Origin of the sequence: Rhodococcus sp. NPDC056743 (assembly GCF_042790355.1) — a bacterium.
GTDB lineage: Bacteria > Actinomycetota > Actinomycetes > Mycobacteriales > Mycobacteriaceae > Rhodococcus_F.
Genome location: NZ_JBHTZI010000002.1, coordinates 164,740 through 187,106, shown reverse-complemented (window position 1 = coordinate 187,106; position 22,367 = coordinate 164,740). Strand labels below are relative to the sequence as shown.

Here is a 22,367-nt window from a genome sequence, read left to right as displayed (position 1 = left end):
ATGGACATCACATACCCGGCGGAGGCCGAGCAGTACCGCTCGGAGATCCGGGCTCTGCTCGAATCGAACCTTCCGGAAGACTGGCGTGGCATCGGCTCGCTTCCGGACGCCGAGCAGGTCGAATTCTTGAAGGTATGGCGAAAGGTTCTCTCGCAGAACAACTTGCTTGCTGTCTCGTGGCCGAAGGAATACGGCGGCGGCGGCCTGTCCGATCTCGAGCAGGTAGTCCTCAACGAGGAACTGATGCGACTCGGAGTGCCGGAAGGCACCGAGAACGACTCGCTCGGATTGAAGCTGCTGGGAAATACGATCACAGTGCTGGGCACGGACGAGCAGAAGGACTATTTCCTGCCTCGTATGCTCTCCGGTGAGCACGTCTGGTGCCAGGGCTATTCGGAGCCGGAAGCCGGCTCCGACCTGGCCGGCATGCGCACCCGCGCAGTGCTCGACGGTGACGAGTGGGTCATCAACGGCCAGAAGACCTGGACGTCGGCCGGCAGCAACGCCAACTGGATCTTTGCGATCGTTCGGACCGACCCGACTGCGGCCAAGCATCGGGGGCTGTCCTTCCTACTGGTGCCCATGGATCAGCCTGGAGTCGAGGTCCGGCCCATCGTCAATGCAGCCGGTTACGTTGCCTTCAACGAGGTTTTCTTCACCGATGCGCGTACCGCGAAGGCCAACGTGCTCGGCGAGGTCAACGGCGGGTGGACCACGGCCAACATGCTGCTCGGATTCGAGCGCGGAGTGCGCGCAACCACCGACGCGGTACGATTCGGGCGCGAAGTCGAGCGAATGATCGAATTGGCACGTGAGCGTGGACTTTCCGACGACCCACACATTCGCGGCGAGTTGGCGTGGTGCTGGTCTCGCGTGCAGACGATGAGGTTTCGCGGATATCGGGCACTGACGAAGTTGCTCAGTGGCGGTGTCCCCGGCGTCGACGGATCTTTCAGCAAGGTGATCTGGAGCGAGTTCTTCCAGCGGTACACCGAACTGGGGATGGAGATCCTCGGATTGGAAGCATTGGCACCTACCGGTCAAGGTAACGGCGGCATTCTCGTCACCCCGCAACCGGGTACCGAAAACTCGTCGAACTGCTGGACCGACATCGCGCTGTATGCAAGGGCAGCAACGATTTACGGCGGCAGTTCCCAGGTTCAGCGCAACATTATCGGTGAACAGCTACTCGGATTACCCAAGGAGCCCCGCCTCGACGGTGGCCCGTTCCAGGACATCGGGCGACGCAAGAGCGCCTGATCGCAATCGCTTTCGCCGCTCGTGCGGCAGAACGGAAGAGCAATCGTGTACTTCGCATTCGACGAGGATCAGGAAGAGTTCCGCACTTCGCTGCGCCGACTCCTTTCCGAACGTGCACCTATGGACAAGGTTCGCGACATCGCCACGGACGGCGATTACGACGTCGAAACCTGGCAGTTGTTGGTCTCGAACATGGGTGTGCCTGGCCTGCATATCGCCGAGGAGTTCGGCGGTGGCGGCTTCAGTTTCCTTGAAACCGCAATCGTGGCACAGGAATTGGGCCGGGCTCTGACTCCGGTACCGATGATCGCGACGACCGGCGCCATCGAGGCGATACTGCGACTGGGCAATGAGCAGCAGAAGCAGGAACTTCTTCCGAAGCTGTTGGACGGCAGTGTCATCGGTTCACTTGCCCTGGCCGGCGCCAAGGACACCGAAGTGGACGGTGCGCGGGTGCGCGCAACGGGGGACGAACCGAAGCTGACAGGCCGGCTCGATTACGTCGCGTTCGGTCACGTCGCCGATCTGCTGGTTGTTCCGGCAGTGACGCCGGACGGTAACGCCGTGGCACTGTATGTGGTCGAAGCAAATTCGGTCGGTGTGACTGTGACTAAACGGGATTCGCTTGATCTCACTCGCCCGGTCGCGACTGTGGAACTCGACGACGCCCCGGCGCAGCTGCTCGGATCGGACGCCGCATCTCTCGAGCGGGTGGTCGGTGTCGTGCGCACACTCCTCGCGAACGAAGCGCTCGGTGCTGCGGAAGCAGCGCTGAACATGGCGGTCGAGTATGCAAAACAGCGCGTCCAGTTCAATCGCGTCATCGGTTCGTTCCAGGCCGTCAAGCACAAGTGTGCGGACATGGCGATCTCGGTTGATGCAGCTCAGGCCACGGTTATGTATGCGTCGATGTGCGCTGAGCACGAAAGCGGCGAGTTCGTGCAGGCAGCGATCATGGCCAAGGGGCAGGCCTCCGAGTGCCTGACGTTGTGTGCGAGTACGAACATCCAGGTTCACGGCGGTATCGGCTTCACGTGGGAAGCTGATCCGCACCTGTACTTCCGGCGAGCCAAGGCAGTCGAACCGATCTTCGGCAACAGTAACCATCATCGCGCCGAATTGGCCGATCTGGTCGGAATCTGATCTAGCACAATATTTTTCGTGTACGCCGAGCGGCTGTTGACCCCCTGTGGGGTGAACAGTCGCTAGGCGTGTCGACGACGCATCCGAGTCGAGTTCCTCTCTTGGCCTTAAATTTTCGGCCAGATCACAAATGCTGATCAACTATTATGAAAATGATCCGCATAGTTCTTGACTCTGAGGCAATCTAGGCGAATGATTACTCATTGGTCGTGACTCGAATCACGAAGAGCTTATGAGTTAGCCGGTGTCATCCACCGCTGACAGGCAGTTTGGAGTATGGATCATGAGCGCATCGAGCGCGGGGCGTGAAAGTCGCCTTCTCTTGCTGATCGAGGTGCCTGCCGTCATCGTCACGTTCGTGATGATGGTGCACATCGCTGCCAACGCCTTGCTGCGTTCGCTCGGTGGCTCCCCGATCAATCACACACTGGAGCTGACTCAGTACTGGTACGTCCCGATCATCGCGTTGCTCGGGTTCGTGGCGGCGCAGGCTCGCAACGAACACATCACCGCTGACCTGATCTTCGACAAATTGCCGGCAGTGACGCGGCGGTGGGTCCTGGGATTCGGTTACGTCGTGACGGCTGTCGTGATGGCTGGATTCGCGTGGTACGGATGGGAAGAAGCGCTGCACTCGGCCAAGATCGGCGATACCGCGGGCGTCAGTACGTTGATCTCGTGGCCCGTCGCCTTCCTGGTTCCGTTGGTTTTTGCCAGTCTCACAGTGCAATTCGGATACGTCGCCTATCGGGCGGTTATGCATCCGAACACTGTCGAGGAATTGATTGCGGCAAAGGTCGCGGACGACGAGCGATTCGGCGAAGCGAAGTCTTCCCACACCCCTGATTCCGAGGAAGAAGCGAAATGAGCACAGTTTCCGAGGTCGACAACGTGAAGAAGCCATCGGGGGAGTCGGGCCGCGCGCCGGAATCGTTCGTCGGGCCGAACAAGAAGCTCGCCTACCGGTCGTGGATCACGTTCAGCCTGTTCGTCGCTGCCACCGTAATTTCGAGCGTCGCAATCTTCTTGCCACTCAAGACAGAGGCAATCGGCATTGCGGCCATCGTCTCGATGGTGATGTTGATCTTCTTGCGTCTTCCGGTCGCAGTCGCGATGATCGTGCCGTCCATGGCGGCCATGTATTCGATGCGTGGCCCGAAGGTGGTCGAGACGATCTTCGCCACGGTGCCCTATGACGAGGTCGCCAGCTGGACACTGAGCGTCCTGCCGATGTTCATTCTGATGGGCTTGTTCCTGTGGAAGTCGGGATTGACCGAGAGCCTCTACGGGGCTGGACGTCAGTGGCTCGGTTGGCTTCCCGGCGGACTCGCAGCGGGAACCAACCTTGCCGGCGCAGGGCTGGGCGCAGTCAGTGGATCCACTACCGGCACGGTGTATGCACTGGCGCGTATCGGCGTTCCGGAAATGTTGAAGGCCGGATACAGCAAGCACTTGGCGGTCGGCGCGGTACTTGTCGCCAGCTTGCCCGGGCAGTTGATCCCCCCGAGCATCCTGATGGTTCTGTACGCGGGCATCGCCGAGGTGCCGGTTGGCAAGCAGTTGATGGCGGGCATCGGACCTGGTCTGCTGGTGATGGTCATGTTCACGATCATGATCGTGGTCTTTGCCAAGTTCGGTAAGGGCATCGATCCCAGTGCCGCAGATCCGTCGTCGATCGTCAAGACAAGCTGGCGAGGACGCTTCGACAGCCTGGTGAAGATCTGGCCGGTTCCGTTGATCGTCTTCATCATCACGTACGGCATGTTCTCCGGTCTCTTCACTGCGACCGAAGCGGGTGCCGTTGCGGCACTTGCATCAATGGTCGTCTTGTTGATCTGGAAGCGTAAGGGTGGTGCCTGGGCCGCGGTGTCGGAGGCTTCCCTGGGAGCAGTGGCAACTGTGGGCGCAATCTTCATGCTGTTGGTGGGTGTCGCCATCCTCTCGCGCATGATGACTTTGACCGGCATCAGCAACGGCTTTGCAGACCTCGTCGCGGATATGAATCTCGGCCGGGTGCAGTTCCTTCTGATGATGATGGTTGTCTATCTCTTCCTCGGTGCCTTCATGGACTCGTTGGCAATGATGGTTCTGACCGTGCCGATTCTGATCCCGACGTTGGCTGCCCTCGATATCTCCATGCTCTGGTACGGCGCGTTTGTCGTCTTCATGTGCGAACTGGCCGTGATCAGCCCGCCGGTGGGAATTCTGTCGATGATCGTGCACTCACTGGTCAAGGACCCCAAGGTCAACCTCGGCACACCGATTTCTCTCAAGGACGTGTTCGTTGCGGCTGGTTGGTTCCTGCCCATGGCGGTGATCGTGATCCTGATCTTGATCTTCTTCCCGGAGATCGCAACCTTCCTGCCTGATCGTGGTGCCGGTTAAAGCTTATGTCGCGGCCCTGAATGCGGCGGATGTAGTCAGACAACGCAAAAAGATTGACGAACGGGAGTTTCAATGACGATGACAGTGCGTAGGCTCGACGGTGAGATCGCCTTTGTGACCGGTGGAGGTTCGGGGATCGGGGCCGCCTCGGCGCTACGTCTCGCGCAGGAAGGTGCGCGCGTCGCTGTGATCGACGTCCATCAGGATGCGGCCGAGCGTACGGTTGCCGACATCGTTTCCCGGGGTGGCACTGCCTTGGCGTTCGGGGCCGATGTGCGCGACAGTGATGCCTTGAAGTCGATTGCCGATCAGGTTGTGGAGAAGTTCGGTGACATCAGCATCGTCTTCACCGCTGCCGGTGTCAGTGGCGCTCGCGTCGACAGTCACGAGTATCCGATCGCAGAGTGGCAGAACGTCCTCGACATCAATCTGAACGGCACGTTCTTTGCGATTCAGGCTTGCCTGCCGTCGATGGTGCAGACCGGTCGTGGATCGATCGTCACGTGTGGATCGACGTCGTCGTTTGTAGCCACCCAGGGTGGTTTGGCGCCTTACCGGGCGTCGAAAGGTGGCGTGAAGATGCTCACTCAAACGCTTGCTGTCGAGTACGCGCCCAAGGGTATTCGCGTGAACAGTGTGTGCCCGGGTGCGGTCAAGACCAATCTCACAGCGAATACCGCGGCACTCGTACCTACTTCTGGGCAAGTGAAGAACCCCTCGAAGCCGCTGTCCGTGCCGCTCGGACGATACGGAGAGCCGGAGGAGATTGCCTCGGTGGTGGCCTTCCTGGCTTCCGCAGACGCGTCGTACGTGACGGGTCAGGCCATTCTTGTCGACGGCGGAGTGACTGCCGAATAAAGCGCGGTGTTCCAACGTAATTGGTTGCACAGGTGGGTGTCGGGTCCTTACTGGATTCGGCACCCGCCGTATGTTGTGAGCCGATCACCGGGAGCACTAAGGAGATAATTATTCGCATGAATTCTTGACTTCCATGCAATCTAGACGCATCATTGTCAGGTAAGTGAGGCGCATCACGCCCTGCTCTCTGCGTGTGTGCCTGCGGACGCGCTGCAGATGTAAAAGAACCGCAGATGTAAAGAACCTCAGTAGTACAGGTCCGTATCGGACCGCGAAGAAGGAGTCCTGTGAGGATGTTCTCTGACAAGCCGAAGGCGCTGTTGCGTTTTGGTGCGCTGGCAGCTGCGGGGGTTGTTGCTCTCACCGGTTGCGCTGAAACCGGCGGTGGCAATTCCGGAAGTGGTGAGGGCCTGGCGTACGGGGCTTCCAAGGAGGAGTACCAGGCTGCTTTCGCGGACATCGATCGGATCACTCTCCACACTCAGTCACCGGGCGCAGCGGGATCAACTGCCGGCGCCTTCCTGGAGAACTACCTGAAGTCGGTCGAGGAATGGTCGGGCGGCAAGATCGAGTTCGATATCGCGTATTCGGACGCCATTGCCAAGGCCGCACAGATCGACGACGCAGTGCGCGACGGCCGTCTCGATATCGGTCAGGTAGTTGCCATCTACGAGCCCAAGGAATATCCGGCTACGGCGGCGCTGCTCGACACCAGCGTCCTCTCGGATCAGTCGGTCGTGACCGGTACTTTGCAGTCCAACGCCTGGGCACCTGAACTTGCCTTCACCACGCCTGAGATCGTGGCCGAATTCGAAGACAAAGACATGAAACTGATGTTCCCGGCGTACAACGCCGGAGTAAATGCCTTGTTCTGCACGGATGAGCGAACCACCTCCTCCGAAATCAAGGGTGCGAATATCTCGGTCGGTAACACGGCCGGGACGCAACAGGTGAAGTCGATCGGCGGTAACGCGACTTCGGTGGCATACACCGAACTGTACGAAGCACTTCAGCGTGGCGTGATCGACTGCAGTATGTCGAGCCCTGCCGTGGGCATTCTGGGTGGATTCATCGAGGCTGCACACGAGGTCGTCATCGACCCCGATGCAGGCTTGGCCGTACCGACCGGCAACATGGTTATCAACCAGGAAGTCTGGAACAAACTGCCGTTGGTGGCGCGGCAATTGCTCTGGGATCGAATGAAGACTTTCATATCCGGCAGTATCGAAGACAAGATCTGGCCGATCACCGTTGAGGCCGTCGAGGAAATTCGGGCAGCCGGTGGATCAGTGCAAGCATTCGATCCAGAGCTTCGCGCGAAGTTGCAGGAGACCAACAAGTCCATCGTCGATGCTCTGGCGAAGAACTCCACCTTCGAGGACGGAGCACAGTTCGCAGCGAATGCCGAGGAACTTGCCGACAAGTGGTCCGCGATCGTTGCTGAGCTCGGATACACCAACGAGTCCGACTACAACGGATTTGCCGACTGGTACTCGCCGGGCAAGATCGACATCGGACCGTTTGTGGACAAGCTGTTCGAAGAGGTATTTCTTCCCCACCGCCCGTCCTGATCGTCGGGATTGCCACCAATTCGAACGGAGTAACAGTATGGCGCAACGTGATTCGGGTCAGTCTCCCATTCATTTGGAAGACGCGATCGATATGCACTGTCATTTCGGCCCGGAGCCGCTGGTGGAAAAACTTGCCAAGGTGCCGCACAGCGTGGATCCGATCGAGGCTGCTGCCGAAGCGGAAACGCTGGGTATGAAGGCAATCGTATTGAAGGCCCACGAATTTCCTTCGACGACTGCCGCTTACCTCGCCAACAAGGCGGTTCCCGGGATTCGCACGATTGCCGGTATCTGCTGCGATCATCCCGTTGGTGGCCTGAATCCTCATGCTGTCGAAGTGGCACTGCGCAACGGTGCTCAGGTGGTGTGGCTTCCCACGATTTCGGCGCAACAGGATGCGCCCGTCACGGTGGAGAAATTCTTCGGTATCACCGAGGGATTGCGGGTGGTGGACAACGACGGCCAGATCCTGCCCGAGGTTCGGACAATCATGGATCTTGTGATCGAACACGGTGGGGTCCTTGCTACCGGGCACATTTCGAAGGCGGAGCATTTTGCCGTCTCGCGTGAATTCGGTACGCGCGGAAACCTGTTGGTCACGCATGCCATGCACGCCACTACCGGTCCGCGGTTAACTGTTCCGGAGACGTTGGAGTTGGCCGAACTCGGCGCATTCATCGAGTTGACCGCCCACACCTGCATGGGTGCCCCGTCTTCCTTCGACAACGTGATCGACGCGATCAAGTTGATCGGGCCGGACCGGGCGGTTGTTTCCACTGATTACGGTTGGAGTTGCAATGTTCCGACGCCCGGCGCGGGGCTGCAGAGCTACATCAACGCGCTGTGGGACGAAGGTGTGTCGGAAGACGATCTACGTACCATGGCGTGCGACAACCCGGCTCGGTTGTTGAACCTCACCGCGTGAACTTATGTCAATCGAAATAGTGAAGGATCAGTAATGGGTCGAGTATCAGGCAAAGTTGCATTCATCACCGGAGCTGCACGCGGACAGGGTCGTTCACACGCGCTCCGTCTCGCTGCCGAAGGCGCCGACATTGTCGCGACTGACGCGTGTGAAGACATCAGTTCGCTCGAATACGCGATGGCAACCGAAGACGATCTGCGTGAAACCGAGCGACTGGTCAAGGAACTCGGTCGTCGGATTATCACGCGCAAGGTCGACGTTCGTGACCAGGACGGCATGAACGCAGTTGCGAACGACGCGGTCGAGGCATTCGGTGGTATCGATATCGTGAGCGCCAATGCCGGTGTCTGTGGCTGCATTCCGACACTCGACCTGTCCACGGACGAGTGGCAGGACATGATCGACATCAACCTGACCGGTGTCTGGCGTACCGTCAAGGCAACCGCGCCGCACATGATCAAGGCGGGCAAGGGCGGTTCGATCGTCCTGACCTCCTCGGCGGTGACGTTCAAAGGTTCGGCAAATGTCGCGCACTACAACGCATCCAAGAGCGGTGTCGAGGGTTTGATGAAGACCCTGGCCAACGAATTCGGGCCCCACAAGATCCGGGTCAACACCGTCCACCCCGGCAACGTGGGAACAGCGATGCTGTTCAGCGAATCCACCCTGCGGGTATTCAACCCGGACAAGGAAAATCCGACCATCGAGGACCTGCGCGAGCGGGCTCGGGGTCGCAACCCCCTCGACACCGCGTGGGTCGAGCCCGAAGACATCAGCCATGCCGTCCTGTTCCTGGCCTCTGACGAAGCTCGATTTGTCACCGGTGTGTCCCTGCCCGTCGACTGTGGCCTCCGGGTCAGTTAAGAGATCTCTAATGCAGAAGATTACGAAGGACCGCCATCTCGGACGACGGATCGTCGTCAGTGGCGGAGTTGGCGGCATCGGCGCCGCAGCGATTGCACGTCTGGTGGAGGAAGGCGCTGCAATCGGCATCCTCGACACCGATGAAGCTGGGGCACAGGCGCTCGCGGCCCGGATCACTGCCGCCGGTGGAGTTGCCATCGGCCTGCTGTGTGATGTGGGCGATGAAGCATCGGTCTCCGCGGCCATGGAGAAGGTTGCGCAGCATCTCGGCGGAATCGACGGAGCTGTGACGTGCGCCGGCATCGCGCGCTCGTCTCTTGCCGGCGAAATGGCGTTCGACGACTGGGATTCGGTTATCCGGGTCAACCTCACCGGTTCGTTCCTGGTACTGAAGTTTGCTCTTCCCCATATGGAGCGAGCGGGCGGCGGCAGCATCGTCACCATCGGGTCGGTGGCGTCGTTGATCTCGGCCAACAAGAACACCCCGAGTTACGACGCATCCAAGAGCGGCGTCGTGGGTCTGACACGCTCCGTTGCTATCGGCTACGCCGACAAGGGAATTCGTGCGAACTGCCTGTGCCCCGGCGTCGTCGATACCGAGTTGGCGCGCAAGGCTCGTGAGACCAACGGAGTGACCAGCACCGCGTTGGCGCAAACACCGCTGGCTCGCCGTGCGGAGACGAGCGAGATGGCCTCGGTCATTTCCTTCCTGCTCTCGGATGAAGCGTCGTACATCACCGGTTCCACACTGGCCGCTGACGGCGGGCTCACCGCCCAATAAGGCGAAATGCACCGTTGGTGCGCAAAAGAGGCGGTGCCCCATAGGCGCCGCCTCTTTTGTCGATCGTGTCCTTCATCGATCCAAGTCAGATTGCGCTGCGCCCGCCGTCGACAGCGTAGATTGCGCCGGTGACCCAGTTCGCCTCGTCGCTTGCCAGGAACAGCGCAAGATTTGCGACGTCGTCCGGAACTCCCAGTCGCTGCAGCGGAAAGCGTTTTGCCACTTCGGCATCCTTGATGGAGTGGTTGTTGTCCGCGGGAGCGTCGCCGCGCTCTTCACGTGAGCGGTAGACGAGGGGAGTGGGGATGGTACCGGGGCAAATTGCATTCACGCGTACACCATTCGGCCCGTAGGTGGCCGCCATCTGCTTGGTCATCGCGATGACGCCGCCTTTGGCCGCGGTGTACGGGAAGATGCCGTTGATTCCCACCAGTCCGCCCATGCTGGCTTGGTTGATGATGACACCTTCACCGCGTTCGATCATGTGTGGCAGAACGTATTTCGCCGAGAGCCACACACCTTTGAGGTTGATGTCGATGACTTTGTCCCACAGATCCTCGGTGATGTCCGCGGCGTTGCCGGTACCGGCGATGCCGGCATTGGCGAACAGGATGTCGATGCGGCCGAGTTGATCGATCGCGTCTGCGACCATCTTCTCGGAATCGGCTGCGGAAGACACATCGGCGGTAAGGCCGATTGCGCGTGTCCCGTTGCTACTGATCTCACGGGCGACTTCCTGTGCTGCGGCCAAATTCAGGTCGACACAGGCAACTTCAGCGCCCTCCTGTGCAAAGCGAAGCGCGGTGGCCCGGCCAAGTCCTGAACCTGCCCCGGTGATCAGAGCAGTCTTCCCGGCCAAACGTCCAGTGGTACTCATCGACGGTTCCTCTCGTGCGTGTTATAGATTGATGATAATCAATCTATACAATCCGTTGACACGTGCGGACACTGTGAGGAGTATTGCGAGTATGACATCAGGTACTGCAGTCGGTCCGGAAGATTTCAAAGACATCCTGGGACAGACACGTGAGTTCATCCGTAAGGGCGTTGTTCCGCGTGAGCAGGAGATCGCCGACACCGACAGTATCCCTGCGGATATCCGCAAGAACGCCGCCGAGATGGGTCTGTTCGGGTACGCCATTCCGCAGGAATGGGGCGGCCTGGGACTGGATCTGACGCAGGACGTCGAACTGGCAATGGAATTCGGGTACACCTCGCTGTCCCTGCGATCGATGTTCGGCACCAATAACGGCATCGCCGGTCAGGTGCTGGTCAACTTCGGCACCGATGAGCAGAAGCAGCAGTGGCTCGAGGGCATCGCCTCCGGCGACGTCGTTGCGTCCTTTGCTCTTACCGAACCCGGAGCGGGTTCCAATCCGGCAGGACTGCGAACCAAAGCAGTACGTGACGGCGATGACTGGGTGATCTCGGGCGAGAAGCGATTCATCACCAACGCACCACTCGCCGACCTGTTCGTCGTGTTCGCTCGCACACGCCCGGCGGACGAGAACGGCACGGGTATTGCGGTGTTCCTGGTTCCGGCCACCACGTCGGGGGTGCAGGTTGCCCCGAAGGATCGCAAGATGGGCCAGGAAGGCGCCTGGACGGCGGACGTCCACTTCACCGACGTGCGAGTCCCGAACTCCGCACTCGTAGGCGGCAACGAGGACGTGGGCTACCGCGCGGCGATGACCTCGCTCGCCCGCGGTCGCGTACACATCGCAGCGCTGTCCGTCGGTTCGGCGCAGCGCGCTCTCGACGAAGCGGTTGCCTACGCCGCGACGGCAACGCAGGGTGGCACCGCGATCGGTGACTTCCAATTGGTACAGGCGATGATTGCCGACATCGCTACTGGCGTGATGGCCGGCCGCGCGATGGTTCGCGAGGTGGCGGCTCGTTACGTCTCCGGCGAAGACCGTCGGATCGGGCCGTCGGCTGTGAAGCTCTTCTGCACCGAAATGGTCGGAAAGGCAGCTGATCTCGCTGTGCAGATCCACGGTGGCACCGGATACATGCGGGAGGTGCCCGTCGAGCGTATCTATCGCGACGTGCGACTGCTGCGTCTGTACGAGGGCACCAGCGAGGTCCAACGACTCATCATCGGCGGCGGCCTGGTCAACCAGGCCAAGAAGGCTGCTGCCGGCGGATCGGGGCGCTGATCATGACGGATTCTGCAACTTCCGCAGGTTTGCCGCTCGACGGAATTACCGTCGTCAGCCTCGAGCAGGCCGTCGCGGCTCCTATCGCCAGTCGTCACCTCGCCGATCTGGGCGCGCGCGTGATCAAGGTCGAAAGGATCGGTGAAGGTGACTTCGCCCGCAACTACGACGCCGCGGTGCACGGTCTGGCCTCGCACTTCGTGTGGCTGAACCGCAACAAGGAATCGATCTGCGTCGACCTCAAATCAGAGCAGGGCCGCGCGGCAATCATCGATCTGATCGCGACGGCTGACGTCTTCATCCAGAACTTCGCACCCGGCGCCGCCGAACGTCTCGGGCTCGGGGCCGAAGCGTTGCGCAGTGATCACCCCGAACTCATTGTTGTGAACATGACCGGCTACGGCACTGCCGGCCCACTCAAGGACCGTAAGGCGTACGACATGCTCGTGCAGGCGGAGACCGGACTGTGCTCGATCACCGGAACACCTGAAACTGCCACCAAGACAGGCGTTCCCGCTTCTGACATCGCCGCAGGATTGTATGCGCTGACATCTGTTCAGGCGGCGCTGTTCCGTCGCGAGCGCACCGGCGCGGGTGCCACGATCGACGTGGCGATGTTCGACGCAACCGTGGAATGGCTGGGACATCCGATGTACATGCAGATGTACCAGGACACGCAGATCAAACGTATGGGCTTGAGTCATGCCTCGATCGCGCCGTACGACGCGTATCCGACTATTGACGGACAGATCCTGATCGGCGTTCAGAACGATCGCGGGTGGACGCAATTGGTCACGGAGGTGTTCGGCCGGCCTGATCTTGCCGACCACCCTCGATTCGCCACGAATATCCTTCGCGTCCGGCATCGAGGCGAAGTGGATGCACTGGTGGCCGAGTTGACCAGGGAGTTCAAGACCGCAGACCTGGACGACAAGTTGGCGCAAGCGGGGGTTCCTGCAGCGCAGCTCAATGACATGAAAGCGCTCCTGGCGCATCCGCAGCTCGAGGCGCGAGACCGATGGCGAGAGGTGGGAACCGAGGCGGGCCCCATTCGGGGTGTGTTGCCGCCGATGACCTTCGAAGACGTGGAGATGCGGATGGACGCCGTGCCGGCTCTTGGCCAGCAGACGGATGCCATTCTCGGCTCGCTGGGACGCTCAGTCGAACAGATCGAGTTGATGCGCTCGTCGGGCATCGTTCAATAGGTGCAAGGACCAATCGTGATCGATTGTGTCGGAGAAACATTACAGACGAATGGAGTTGGCATGGGAATGTTGAGCGGAAAGGTCGCCGTGGTTACCGGTGGCGCGCAGGGGATCGGGCTCGAGATTGCTCGCACCTTTGTCGCCGAGGGGGCCAGGGTTGTCATCGGTGACATCAACAGTGAGGTCGGGGCCAATGCGGTGGCCCAACTCGGCGGCGAGACCGTGGCGCGGTTCGCGTCGTGCGACGTTCGAGACAGTTCCCAGGTCGAATCGATGATCGATCTGGCCGAATCGGCCTTCGGCCCGCTCGATGTTCTGGTGAACAACGCCGGCATGACTCGGGACGCGACGATGCGGAAGATGACCGAGCAGGATTTCGACGACGTGATTGCCGTGCACCTCAAGGGAGCGTGGAACGGCACCCGTGCTGCGGCCGCCCGTATGCGTGAACGTGAAAGCGGAGCAATCATCAACATCTCGTCGATCTCCGGAAAGGTGGGTTTGCTCGGTCAGACGAACTACTCCGCAGCAAAAGCCGGGATTGTCGGTCTGACAAAGGCTGCGGCAAAGGAAGTGGCGTTCAAGAACGTTCGTGTCAACGCAGTGCAGCCGGGTCTGGTCCGGACTGCCATGACCGAGGCCATGCCGGAGCGGATCTGGCAGCAGAAGATGGACGAGATCCCGATGGCTCGCGCCGCAGAGCCGAGTGAAGTTGCGTCGGTGGTGTTGTTCTTGGCAAGCGACATGTCCAGCTACATGACGGGGGCGGTCCTCGAAGTGACCGGCGGTCGCCATATGTGAAGTCGGTGTGTATCGCAAGTTGAACGCGCTGATTTCCGACGTTGATCATCAATTACATGGATTGCATTGTGATGCGGCCACTCGATGAGGTAAACATAGTCAGGAATTGCCATTCTCGAACTCCTGCTCGGGAAATCATGGCTGGTGGAGGTGTGTGGAGTGGTACGGGCAACGTTGCGTCCGCAGAAGACTGCGATGCTTGTCGCACAGCGGATCGTTGAAGATATCAACCGACGGGGTAACAAGGTCGGTGATCGGCTTCCGCCTGAGCGAGTGATGCTCGAGGAGTACGAGGTTGGGCGCGGTACCCTCCGGGAATCGTTGAGGTTCCTGGAGTTGCAGGGCGTGCTTGCGCTCAAGCCGGGGCCTGGTGGTGGACCGATTGTTCAGCAGCCGGACAGCACTGCGCTCGCGACGGCGATCACACTTCTGCTTCAGTTCGAAAGTGCGCCTTTCCGAACTGTCGTCGAGGCGCGGACCGCGCTCGAGCCGATGATGGCCAAGCTTGCGGCAGAGCGGATCAGCGAAGAGCAATTGGCAGAGCTCAAGCACTGTGTCGAACATCAACGTGCCAATCTCGACGACGAGCAGATCTTCGTGGAGATGAGCCGGGTCTTCCACGACACAATTGCCCAGGGCTCGGGAAACATTCTCTTTGCCTACCTCATCCATGCCTTGCTCGACATGCTCGACGGGACCGTCATGGGCATGGAGTATCCGATGCGTAGCCGAGTCGCGACCTGCGATATTCACGAGAAGATTTATCTTGCGGTCGCAGACGGCGATCCGGCTGCGGCGCTGACGGCTATGGAAGAGCATATTGCCGGTATCTGGCGCTACGAGCTCAAGCACTACCCTGAGTTGCTCGATACCCCTATCGCATGGGGTGGAACCGACTGATGCGTTAATACGCACAGTTTTTCGTACGTCGATATCGTCACACCGAGTGCCGGTTCGCCCGTGATGGGCGGACCGGCACTCGGCTTTGAGGCTGTCGCGCTCAGTTGCGCAAACCGCGCCACGCCGTGGTTCCGCCGTCGACCGGAAGGATGACCCCGGTGAGGAAGGACGCAGCGTCTGAAGCCAAAAAGGCCACGACCTTCGCGATTTCGTCGGATGTGCCGAACCGGGGAATCAGATGCGCCCCGGTCATTCGTTGCAGTTGAGCGTCGTAGTCCGGCGCAGACGCGAGGAATGCATCGCTCATCGGGGTTGCGATAGCGCCGGGGCAGAAGGCATTGCACCGGATCTCGGGTGACAGGGCGATTGCGGTGGTCCGGGTCAACTGAATGACAGCGGCTTTGCTCGACGGGTAGGCAGTCGACACGTAACCGACCATGCCGGCCACAGATGCGGCATTGATCACCGAGGGACCGCGACCGGATGCACGCAGGTGCGGTGCTGCGAACTTCGTTGCCAGCCAGATGGACTTGACGTTGATGGAAAACACTTTGTCCCACACGTCTTCCGGCAGATCCTCGAAGCTGGTGTCCGTCGTGAAGGCACCTTCCATGACACCGGCGTTGTTGATGAGAGTGTCGAGGCCACCGCCGCCGGCAACAGCCTGCTCGATCATCGCTCGGATCTCGTCGGAATTCGCGAGGTCGACATCAATTGCCTGCGACCCGATTCCGAGCTTCTCGATCTCGGCTGCAGCTTCGCGGGCGCCGTCGATGTTGCGGTCGGCAACGCTGACGTATTCGGCGCCCTGCCGAGCGGCTTCGAGTGCGATCTCTCGCCCCATGCCCTGTGCGGCTCCGGTGACCAGAATGCGCTTTCCGTCCAACATGGTATTTCTCCTTCAGATTACGTAGGCAGGGATGTTGCGAGATTCGTGAGGGCTGGCGCTAGCTTCGTCGGCCGGCTTCGAGCACAGTGACAGACTGCTCGTATTTGCCGGTGGCGAAGGGTGATTGACCGATCGCTCCTGTCATTCCGGCATCCACCGGCAGTGTGACACCGGTGACGAGTGCCGCGGCGTCGCTGGCCAGATACAGCACGGCCGCTGCAACATCGGTGGGGAGGAGTGGTCGACTCATCAGTGCCGTGTCGCTCATCGTCTCCAGTGCCTGATCGAGGTGATCGGGTCCGTCGGCTACGAGGCTGGCGGTCATCGGTGAGACGACGGCGCCCGGCACAACGGTGTTGACCCGGATATTGAACGGCCGGAGCTCCGCGGCTACGGAATTGGAAATCCCGATGACAGCAGCCTTGGTGGCGCTGTACACGTGGGGTCCGACCCCACCCAGCATTCCGGCCGGACTCGAGGTGGAGAGGATGACCCCACAGCGGCGCGGTTTCATGACACGGGCGGCGTGCTTCATTCCGGAAATGACACTTCGGAGATTGACGGCGATCGTCCGGTCGGCGTCGTCGATGCGGGTGCTGTCGATCGGGCCGAGGGTTCCCATCACGCCGGCATTGTTGAACATGATGTCGAGCTGACCGAATCGCGATACAGCGGTATCCACAGCCGCGGCGACGTCGGACTCCGCAGAAACGTCCGTCTTGAGAAAGATTGCCTTGTCGCCGAGTTCGGCGGCCAGCAGCGCTCCGGGCGCTTCCTGGATGTCGGCGATGACTACCGACGCACCTTCCGCGTGTAGCCCGCGCACGGCGGCCTCACCGATGCCGCCGGCACCTCCGGTGACCACTGCTACTCGGCCGATAAAGCGGTCGCCCATCGTATTCCTCTCACCGCCGTGGCTGTCCGTCTTCCGTGATCGAAGATCGCAGTCGATGCGTCGACAGACCGGAATTAGTTTGATAACTATTAACATAATCTAGGATGCGGGTGCCGCGCCGGACAAACCATCAGATTGGATGACGTGATGACGGAAAACGATACCGCGGCCAGGTTGAACGACGTGGAGGCTCGGCTACGTAGGCTCGAAGACTGCGCTGCCGCAACAGGATTGATGCACCGATATGCGGCAGCGCTGGACAACCCGGTGCCGGAGTTCGTTGCCGGTCTTTTCGCCCCGGATGGCATCCTGCGCACTGGGCGCGGTGAACACAAGGGGCGCGGCGCGATTGCCGATTTCTACCGCAGCGTGCCCACGTTCGACCCCACGGAAAAGCGGCACTTCATTGCACTGCCGAAGGTGACCTGGATCGGCGAAGGAGTGGTCGAGATCGAGGCGTACTTCACCTACATCGGAAGAGGCGATGATGCATCGAAACTCGGCTGGGGGCTCTATCGCGACACGGTTGTGGTGGATGCAGGGCAGGCACTTTTCGGCTCGATGGAGATCGACGTGCACTTCGGCGGTGACCTGGACCAGGGGTGGCCGCGCCGAGTTGGGCAGTAGCCGATACGGCGCTGCGCCCGCTTCGGTGGATTCCTCACGGGCGCAGCACTTCTACGCGACTTACGGAACCCGGGGGTCTGCTCGACGGGTCGGCGGGGCGTTCTTCCAGTCCGGAAGCCCGAGCTCGGGCGTTCCGATCGGTGAGGCGCCGCCGGAGAGTACGGTCCACTGGGCGTGGTTGAGCTGATGAATGGTGAAGCACGCATCGAGGGCAGTGGAGAAGCCCATCGCGTCGACCGATTGATTGACGGATTCCTTGACCAGCAGTGCGGCCATTGTGGGCACCTTCGCGATGCGACGAGCGAATTCTTCCGTATGCTCGGAAATTTCGTCGGCGCTGAAGATCTTGGTGACCATACCTAGGGCCAGGGCGTCCTCGGCGTTGATCGAATCGCCGGTCAGCAGAAGCTCTTTTGCCTTGCGCGGGCCGAATTCCCAGGGGTGTCCGAAGTATTCGACCCCGCACATGCCCAGTCGAGTAGCAACGACGTCCGCGAACTCGGTGCCTTCCGCAGCGACGATGAAGTCGCAGGACCATGCAAGCATCAGAGCAGCCGAGAACACGTTGCCGTGAACCTGCGCGATGGTGATCTTGCGGAGGTTGCGCCAGCGGCGGGTGTTCTCGTAGTAGTAGTGCCATTCCTGGTGCAGTCGCGGCTCCAGGCCTTCCTTGGTGGCGCCGTTGCACTGGAAGCTGAAGTGCTGGTCCGGTCCCGGATTGCGTTCGGCGTTGGCTTCCGAGGATCCGAGATCGTGCCCTGAGGAGAATGCCGGGCCTTCGCCGCTGAGAATGACGACCCGGACAGTGTCGTCAGCTTCCGCACGCAAGAAAGCTTCACCGAGTTCGACCAGAAGGCCACGGTTCTGGGCATTTCGAGTGCGGGGACGGTCGAGGGAAATTCGTGCGATGGTTCCGTCGTCGATCGTCTCGTACGTGATGAACTTGTAGTCGGTCATAGGAGGTCCTTTCGGGTCTGCTCGGGAATGTCAGTCAGCCGACGTGTGCGACAAGACGATGCTCAAACCCTGCTCGATGAGAGATTCTGCGGTCCGATGTAGTCGTTCGCCCAGGTCCGCGGGGGCCTTGCCCGCGCAGGAGCGGGCGTACGTGCCTTCGAGCAGAATGCCCAAGCGGTAGCAGGCCAACGCTTGGTACCAGTCGACATTGCTCAGGTCGCGAGTGCTTCCCTGCGAATATTGCGCAATCAGTTCGTCGCGCGTGGGTAGACCGGGGAGGGCCTTGGCAAGCCCGACAGTGCGGCGTTCGGTTTCGTTGGGCCACGTCGCAAGGAGGTGTCCGAGGTCGAGCAGAGGATCGCCGATCGTCGCGAGTTCCCAGTCGATGATCGCCGCGACTTTCGGAGCGTCGAGTCGGAACATGACGTTGCCGAAATGGAAGTCGCCGTGGATAAGTCCGGGCTGCCAGTCTGCCGGCACGTTGCTTTGGAGCCAGACGCCGAGTTTGTCGATGTCAGGCAGAGCGGCAGATCCCGGCCATCCGTCGAGTTCGGCATACGAATCGAGCTGCTTGCGCCACTTGGCCACCTGTCGTTCGAGCCAACCGTCGGCGCGGCCCAGGGAAGACACGCCCGCTGTATCGGGATCGACTCGGCCGAGCGCTGCCAAGGCATCGATCATCGACAAGCCAAGAGCGTGTTGATGATCGAGCGAGCTCGCGAGGTCATCCGGCACCTCTGAGGTAGCAGTGAACCCGGTAATTGCTTCCATGATGAAGAACTGACACCCGAGCACGTCGTGGTCGTCGCACGAGGCGATCAGGCGAGGGTGCGGGACGTCGCTGTTTGCCAGCCCGGCCAGCACGACCGCTTCGCGTCGCATCGTCTCGTCGCTGTTCTTGCGCTTGTGCAGTGGTGGTCGACGGAATACGAGATCCTGCCCGCCGCGCGAGAATCGAATGAGGATGTTCTGCGTGCCGCCGGCGAGTTCGACAACGTCGGTGACGGGGCCTGACCCGATTCCGTTCTCGTCCATCCAGGTCGTCAGACGGTCCATGTCCACCACGCTCGGGTTGTCCACCCAGCTCACCTCTGTTCGGTCATCGAATTGCCGCAGGGCGGCACTTGTCGTCGAGTATTCGTGACACTACACATAGATACTAACCATTGTCATGATTCAGTTCACATGCGAGTGCGACCTTTGGTTTCGCGCCCGAGCCTGGCGTCATCTCGTGTGATGTGACACCGTGGCTATATTCAATGTGACTATTATCATGAATAGCGTACAGTGCGTTTCGGAGGTGGAGTAGTGAGCGGTAGAACGAACGTTGCTGTAGTCGGTGTGGGTGAATCGGAATTCGGTCGCGGTTTGAACTGTTCGGTGGATGCGTTGGTCATCGAGGCGAGTCGCGCGGCGATGTGCGACGCGGGATTGACAGCTCGGGACATCGACGGAGTAATTCCGGCGGGTTCGACATTCAATGCCGACGAGATCGCAACCGCTTTGGGTGTGGATCGAAAGTTCACGGCATCGCCCGGAATCCCCGCCGGTGCAGGCCCTCTCGCGGCCGTTGCGTTGGCGCGGACAGTCATCGAAGCAGGCCAGGCGGAGACCGTCCTCGTCTACTACGGATACATGGGATCGAAACCCGGTGGACCGTACGGTTATCACGCACGGGACCCGATCAAGGCAAGCTTGGAAATGCCGTTCGGTTGGTATGGTCAGCCCACGTACTTTGCGGCCTGGGCGCAGCGATACTGCCACGAGTACGGAGTTGCGCCAGAGGATCTCGGTTCCATCGCTCGTTCCAACCGGTTATGGGCGCAGATCACGCCAGGAGCGCAGAAGCGTACGCCGATGTCGCAGGACGACTATCTGGCCAGCCCGATGGTTGCGTCTCCACTCCGCGTTGCGGACTGCTGTCTGATTACGGACGGTGCGGGCGCGGTCATCGTCACTTCTGTGGAGCGAGCCCGCGATCTGCCCAATCCACCAGTCGTCATTGCCGGTGTTGGAGTTACGTCGGTGGAGTCGACGATGACCAGTTTCTTCACTCAGAAGGCCGACATGCTCTCGTTCGGCTCTGCCCGCTCCGGTCCGATCGCCTTTGCCGACGCGGGTCTGTCGGTGTCGGATATCGACGTAGCCGAAATCTACGACTGCTTCAGTATTTCGCAGGCGATTCAGCTCGAGGATCTCGGATTCTGCAGCCGTGGTGAGGGGTTCGCCTTCACAGCCGAGGGCAATACTGCGCCAGGTGGGGCGATGCCGGTCAATACGAACGGCGGGCACATGTCGTACGCCTACATTCCGGGCATCGTGCATGTGATCGAAGCGGTCAGGCAACTTCGCGGGTCCAGAGGACAAGCACAGGTAGTCGGGGCGGAGACTGCACTTGCTGCCGCGCTCGGTGGCCCGGAGCACGCGACGCTCATCTTCACGAAGGATCGCTGACATGACTGACTTCGGTGCGAGCGACACAGTTGCCGGAATTCCGAATTTTCCACCGCCTCAGGATGTTCCTGAGCTCGACGGTTTTTGGAATGCAGTCGAGCGAGGCTGCATTGCTCTGCCTGCCTGCCCGGACTGTGGTGTGTGGCAGTGGTATCCCTTGGCCGGACGGCCATGCGGTCACCCCGGTGAACTCGAATGGCGGGACCTGAGTGGTCACGGCACGATCTTTACGTTCACGCGGGTCGAACGCTCATTCCTGCCTTCGGGGAGCAACCCGCCGTATACCGTCGCTCTTGTCGAACCGGACGAGGCGCCGGAGGTTCGGCTGGTTACCGTCCTGGTCGGCCCTGGCAGCGCGGAACCCGTCATCGGATCTCGGGTCACTCTCTCGCCCACTGAGTTCGAGACTCACACGCTGCCGACATTCTCTGTGGATACTCGCTGATTCATCCCGAGACCTTTTCGAACATCACTAAAGAAAGTGCGGGTAAATTGTATGAGACTTTCGCTGCGCTACGACATGCGCGCACCCTCGATCGGTGCGCCGGCCGCCGAGCTGTACAAGGCCGCGATCGACCAATGTGACTGGGCGGACAAACTCGGTTTCGAGACCGTGTTTCTTGCCGAGCATCATGGCGCCGAGGACGGCTACTGTGCCTCGCCGCTGATCCAGGGCTCAGCGATTGCTGCTCGCACCGAACGGATGAGGATCCATTTTTCCGCACTGGTTGCAGTGCTGCATAATCCGTTGCGGTTGGCGGAAGATCTGGCGACCCTCGACATCATCAGTGGCGGTCGTATCGAGATGACGATGGGTATCGGGTATCGGGACAGCGAGTACGCGATGTTCGAAATCCCTCGCGCACGTCGGGTGAAGATCCTCGAAGAAACGATCGGAATCCTCGAGAAGGCATGGACGGGAGAACCGTTCGAATATCGCGGTATGACCGTTCGAGTGCGTCCGACTCCGGTCCAGACACCTCGACCGCCGATCTACATCGGTGGTTCCGCCGAGGCATCCGCGCGCCGCGCTGCGAAACTTGGCGACAACTACATGCCTGCCGGCGACAAGGACGGCCTGTATGCCATTTACAACGAGGAACGTCGCAAGCTGGGGTTACCGATTCCGCCTCGGCCGCCGAACCCCGGCCCGCTCTTCCTCTTCGTCAGCGATGATCCTGATCGGGATTGGCCGATTCTCGCACCGCACCTCCTGTACACGACGAACTCGAATGCGCAGTGGGCCAAAGAGCGTGGGGTGGGCACGACCACTTATCCGTTTGTCGAGAGCATCGAGGAACTCAAGAAGCAGAAGCACTTTGTCGTGGTCACTCCGGAACAATGCGTTGATCTGTGCGTTAAGCGCGGTCTCGATTCGGAACTGATGTTCCAGCCGTTGATGGGTGGTTTGGCGCCGGAGCACGGCTGGCGAAGCCTGGAACTTTTCGAGGCCAAGGTGCTGCCGACGCTGGAAGAGCTGGGCTACAGAAAGCCCGCGCAGCGCGCGAACTGATGCATGCCCGTTCCGGGTCTTGACACAACCGTCCGTATCAATGATGATAATCATTACAGTGGCGCACGTCACGAACCGGCCAAGTGGATCGAGACGCCCGCCGTCTCTTTCCACGCTGCTATCTCGGTGAATCCTTCTGTAGTCAAATGTATTTCATTGCGACACGCAGTGGTGCCTCGG

The 22,367-nt window shown here is 60.4% G+C and carries 22 protein-coding genes; 17 read left to right on the top strand and 5 right to left on the bottom strand.

Annotation, left to right across the window (positions count from 1 at the left end):
- From ACFRFQ_RS05315 to ACFRFQ_RS05275, 9 genes are all read left to right on the top strand, one after another.
- Window positions 1–1,260 carry an acyl-CoA dehydrogenase family protein gene (locus ACFRFQ_RS05315; RefSeq protein WP_378654005.1) on the top strand — a complete coding sequence of 420 codons (1,260 nt, stop codon included), beginning with the start codon at window positions 1–3 and terminating at the stop codon, window positions 1,258–1,260.
- 45 nt (window positions 1,261–1,305) lie between these two features.
- Entirely contained in the window at window positions 1,306–2,403 is a 1,098-nt protein-coding gene (locus ACFRFQ_RS05310) for an acyl-CoA dehydrogenase family protein (RefSeq protein ID WP_378654003.1), read from the top strand.
- A gap of 283 nt (window positions 2,404–2,686) precedes the next feature.
- Window positions 2,687–3,271 carry a TRAP transporter small permease gene (locus ACFRFQ_RS05305; protein WP_378654000.1) on the top strand — a complete coding sequence of 195 codons (585 nt, stop codon included), beginning with the start codon at window positions 2,687–2,689 and terminating at the stop codon, window positions 3,269–3,271.
- Window positions 3,268–4,788 (top strand): TRAP transporter large permease, encoded by a 1,521-nt coding sequence (locus tag ACFRFQ_RS05300; protein ID WP_378653997.1) that lies wholly within the window; start codon window positions 3,268–3,270, stop codon window positions 4,786–4,788. Before ACFRFQ_RS05305 ends, ACFRFQ_RS05300 begins: the two co-directional genes overlap by 4 nt.
- 72 nt (window positions 4,789–4,860) lie before the next feature.
- Window positions 4,861–5,646, top strand: a complete 786-nt coding sequence (locus ACFRFQ_RS05295; RefSeq protein ID WP_378653995.1) for an SDR family NAD(P)-dependent oxidoreductase — start codon at window positions 4,861–4,863, stop codon at window positions 5,644–5,646.
- A 293-nt stretch (window positions 5,647–5,939) separates the two neighbouring features.
- Complete coding sequence (gene dctP, locus ACFRFQ_RS05290) at window positions 5,940–7,217, top strand: TRAP transporter substrate-binding protein DctP (protein ID WP_378653992.1); 1,278 nt, start codon at window positions 5,940–5,942, stop codon at window positions 7,215–7,217.
- Window positions 7,218–7,254: 37 nt separating this feature from the next.
- A complete protein-coding gene (locus ACFRFQ_RS05285; RefSeq protein ID WP_378653990.1) occupies window positions 7,255–8,142 on the top strand; it encodes a DUF6282 family protein in 888 nt (295 codons plus the stop codon).
- Window positions 8,143–8,175: 33 nt separating this feature from the next.
- The gene (locus ACFRFQ_RS05280) at window positions 8,176–9,006 is read left to right on the top strand and encodes a mycofactocin-coupled SDR family oxidoreductase (protein WP_378653987.1); all 831 of its coding nucleotides are present in this window, start codon (window positions 8,176–8,178) and stop codon (window positions 9,004–9,006) included.
- A gap of 10 nt (window positions 9,007–9,016) precedes the next feature.
- On the top strand, window positions 9,017–9,787 hold the full coding sequence (locus ACFRFQ_RS05275) for an SDR family NAD(P)-dependent oxidoreductase (protein WP_378653984.1): 771 nt from the start codon (window positions 9,017–9,019) through the stop codon (window positions 9,785–9,787).
- An 85-nt stretch (window positions 9,788–9,872) separates the two neighbouring features.
- On the opposite strand, the gene ACFRFQ_RS05270 is transcribed toward ACFRFQ_RS05275, so the two are convergent.
- On the bottom strand, window positions 9,873–10,664 hold the full coding sequence (locus tag ACFRFQ_RS05270) for an SDR family NAD(P)-dependent oxidoreductase (protein ID WP_378653981.1): 792 nt from the start codon (window positions 10,662–10,664) through the stop codon (window positions 9,873–9,875).
- A 91-nt stretch (window positions 10,665–10,755) separates the two neighbouring features.
- Here ACFRFQ_RS05270 and ACFRFQ_RS05265 point away from each other — a divergent pair, with 91 nt between their 5' ends.
- The 4 genes from ACFRFQ_RS05265 (at window position 10,756) to ACFRFQ_RS05250 (ending at window position 14,852) form a co-directional block, all read left to right on the top strand.
- Window positions 10,756–11,946: an acyl-CoA dehydrogenase family protein gene (locus ACFRFQ_RS05265; protein ID WP_378653979.1), complete on the top strand. Its 1,191-nt coding sequence runs from the start codon at window positions 10,756–10,758 to the stop codon at window positions 11,944–11,946.
- 2 nt (window positions 11,947–11,948) lie between these two features.
- Window positions 11,949–13,151, top strand: a complete 1,203-nt coding sequence (locus ACFRFQ_RS05260) for a CaiB/BaiF CoA transferase family protein (protein WP_378653976.1) — start codon at window positions 11,949–11,951, stop codon at window positions 13,149–13,151.
- A gap of 60 nt (window positions 13,152–13,211) precedes the next feature.
- Complete coding sequence (fabG, locus tag ACFRFQ_RS05255; protein WP_378653973.1) at window positions 13,212–13,952, top strand: 3-oxoacyl-ACP reductase FabG; 741 nt, start codon at window positions 13,212–13,214, stop codon at window positions 13,950–13,952.
- Window positions 13,953–14,111: 159 nt separating this feature from the next.
- Window positions 14,112–14,852, top strand: a complete 741-nt coding sequence (locus ACFRFQ_RS05250; RefSeq protein WP_378653971.1) for a FadR/GntR family transcriptional regulator — start codon at window positions 14,112–14,114, stop codon at window positions 14,850–14,852.
- 100 nt (window positions 14,853–14,952) lie between these two features.
- Here the strand turns inward: ACFRFQ_RS05250 and ACFRFQ_RS05245 are convergent, their stop codons facing one another.
- Together ACFRFQ_RS05245 and ACFRFQ_RS05240 are read right to left on the bottom strand one after the other, a co-directional pair.
- Window positions 14,953–15,741, bottom strand: a complete 789-nt coding sequence (locus ACFRFQ_RS05245) for an SDR family NAD(P)-dependent oxidoreductase (RefSeq protein WP_378653968.1) — start codon at window positions 15,739–15,741, stop codon at window positions 14,953–14,955.
- A gap of 58 nt (window positions 15,742–15,799) precedes the next feature.
- The gene (locus ACFRFQ_RS05240) at window positions 15,800–16,636 is read right to left on the bottom strand and encodes an SDR family oxidoreductase (protein WP_378653963.1); all 837 of its coding nucleotides are present in this window, start codon (window positions 16,634–16,636) and stop codon (window positions 15,800–15,802) included.
- A 147-nt stretch (window positions 16,637–16,783) separates the two neighbouring features.
- Here ACFRFQ_RS05240 and ACFRFQ_RS05235 point away from each other — a divergent pair, with 147 nt between their 5' ends.
- Window positions 16,784–17,263 (top strand): nuclear transport factor 2 family protein, encoded by a 480-nt coding sequence (locus ACFRFQ_RS05235; protein ID WP_378653960.1) that lies wholly within the window; start codon window positions 16,784–16,786, stop codon window positions 17,261–17,263.
- A gap of 60 nt (window positions 17,264–17,323) precedes the next feature.
- Here ACFRFQ_RS05235 and ACFRFQ_RS05230 read toward each other — a convergent pair whose 3' ends face one another.
- Complete coding sequence (locus ACFRFQ_RS05230) at window positions 17,324–18,220, bottom strand: enoyl-CoA hydratase (protein WP_378653957.1); 897 nt, start codon at window positions 18,218–18,220, stop codon at window positions 17,324–17,326.
- A gap of 30 nt (window positions 18,221–18,250) precedes the next feature.
- On the bottom strand, window positions 18,251–19,300 hold the full coding sequence (locus tag ACFRFQ_RS05225) for a phosphotransferase family protein (RefSeq protein ID WP_378653955.1): 1,050 nt from the start codon (window positions 19,298–19,300) through the stop codon (window positions 18,251–18,253).
- Window positions 19,301–19,528: 228 nt separating this feature from the next.
- Here ACFRFQ_RS05225 and ACFRFQ_RS05220 point away from each other — a divergent pair, with 228 nt between their 5' ends.
- Genes ACFRFQ_RS05220 through ACFRFQ_RS05210 form a run of 3 tightly spaced genes read left to right on the top strand, consistent with a single transcriptional unit; the run spans window position 19,529 to window position 22,187 of the window.
- The gene (locus tag ACFRFQ_RS05220) at window positions 19,529–20,674 is read left to right on the top strand and encodes a thiolase family protein (RefSeq protein ID WP_378653952.1); all 1,146 of its coding nucleotides are present in this window, start codon (window positions 19,529–19,531) and stop codon (window positions 20,672–20,674) included.
- Between the two features lies 1 nt (window position 20,675).
- Window positions 20,676–21,119: a Zn-ribbon domain-containing OB-fold protein gene (locus ACFRFQ_RS05215; protein WP_378653950.1), complete on the top strand. Its 444-nt coding sequence runs from the start codon at window positions 20,676–20,678 to the stop codon at window positions 21,117–21,119.
- A gap of 51 nt (window positions 21,120–21,170) precedes the next feature.
- Window positions 21,171–22,187 carry an LLM class flavin-dependent oxidoreductase gene (locus ACFRFQ_RS05210; RefSeq protein ID WP_378653948.1) on the top strand — a complete coding sequence of 339 codons (1,017 nt, stop codon included), beginning with the start codon at window positions 21,171–21,173 and terminating at the stop codon, window positions 22,185–22,187.
- Window positions 22,188–22,367 lie beyond the last annotated feature (180 nt).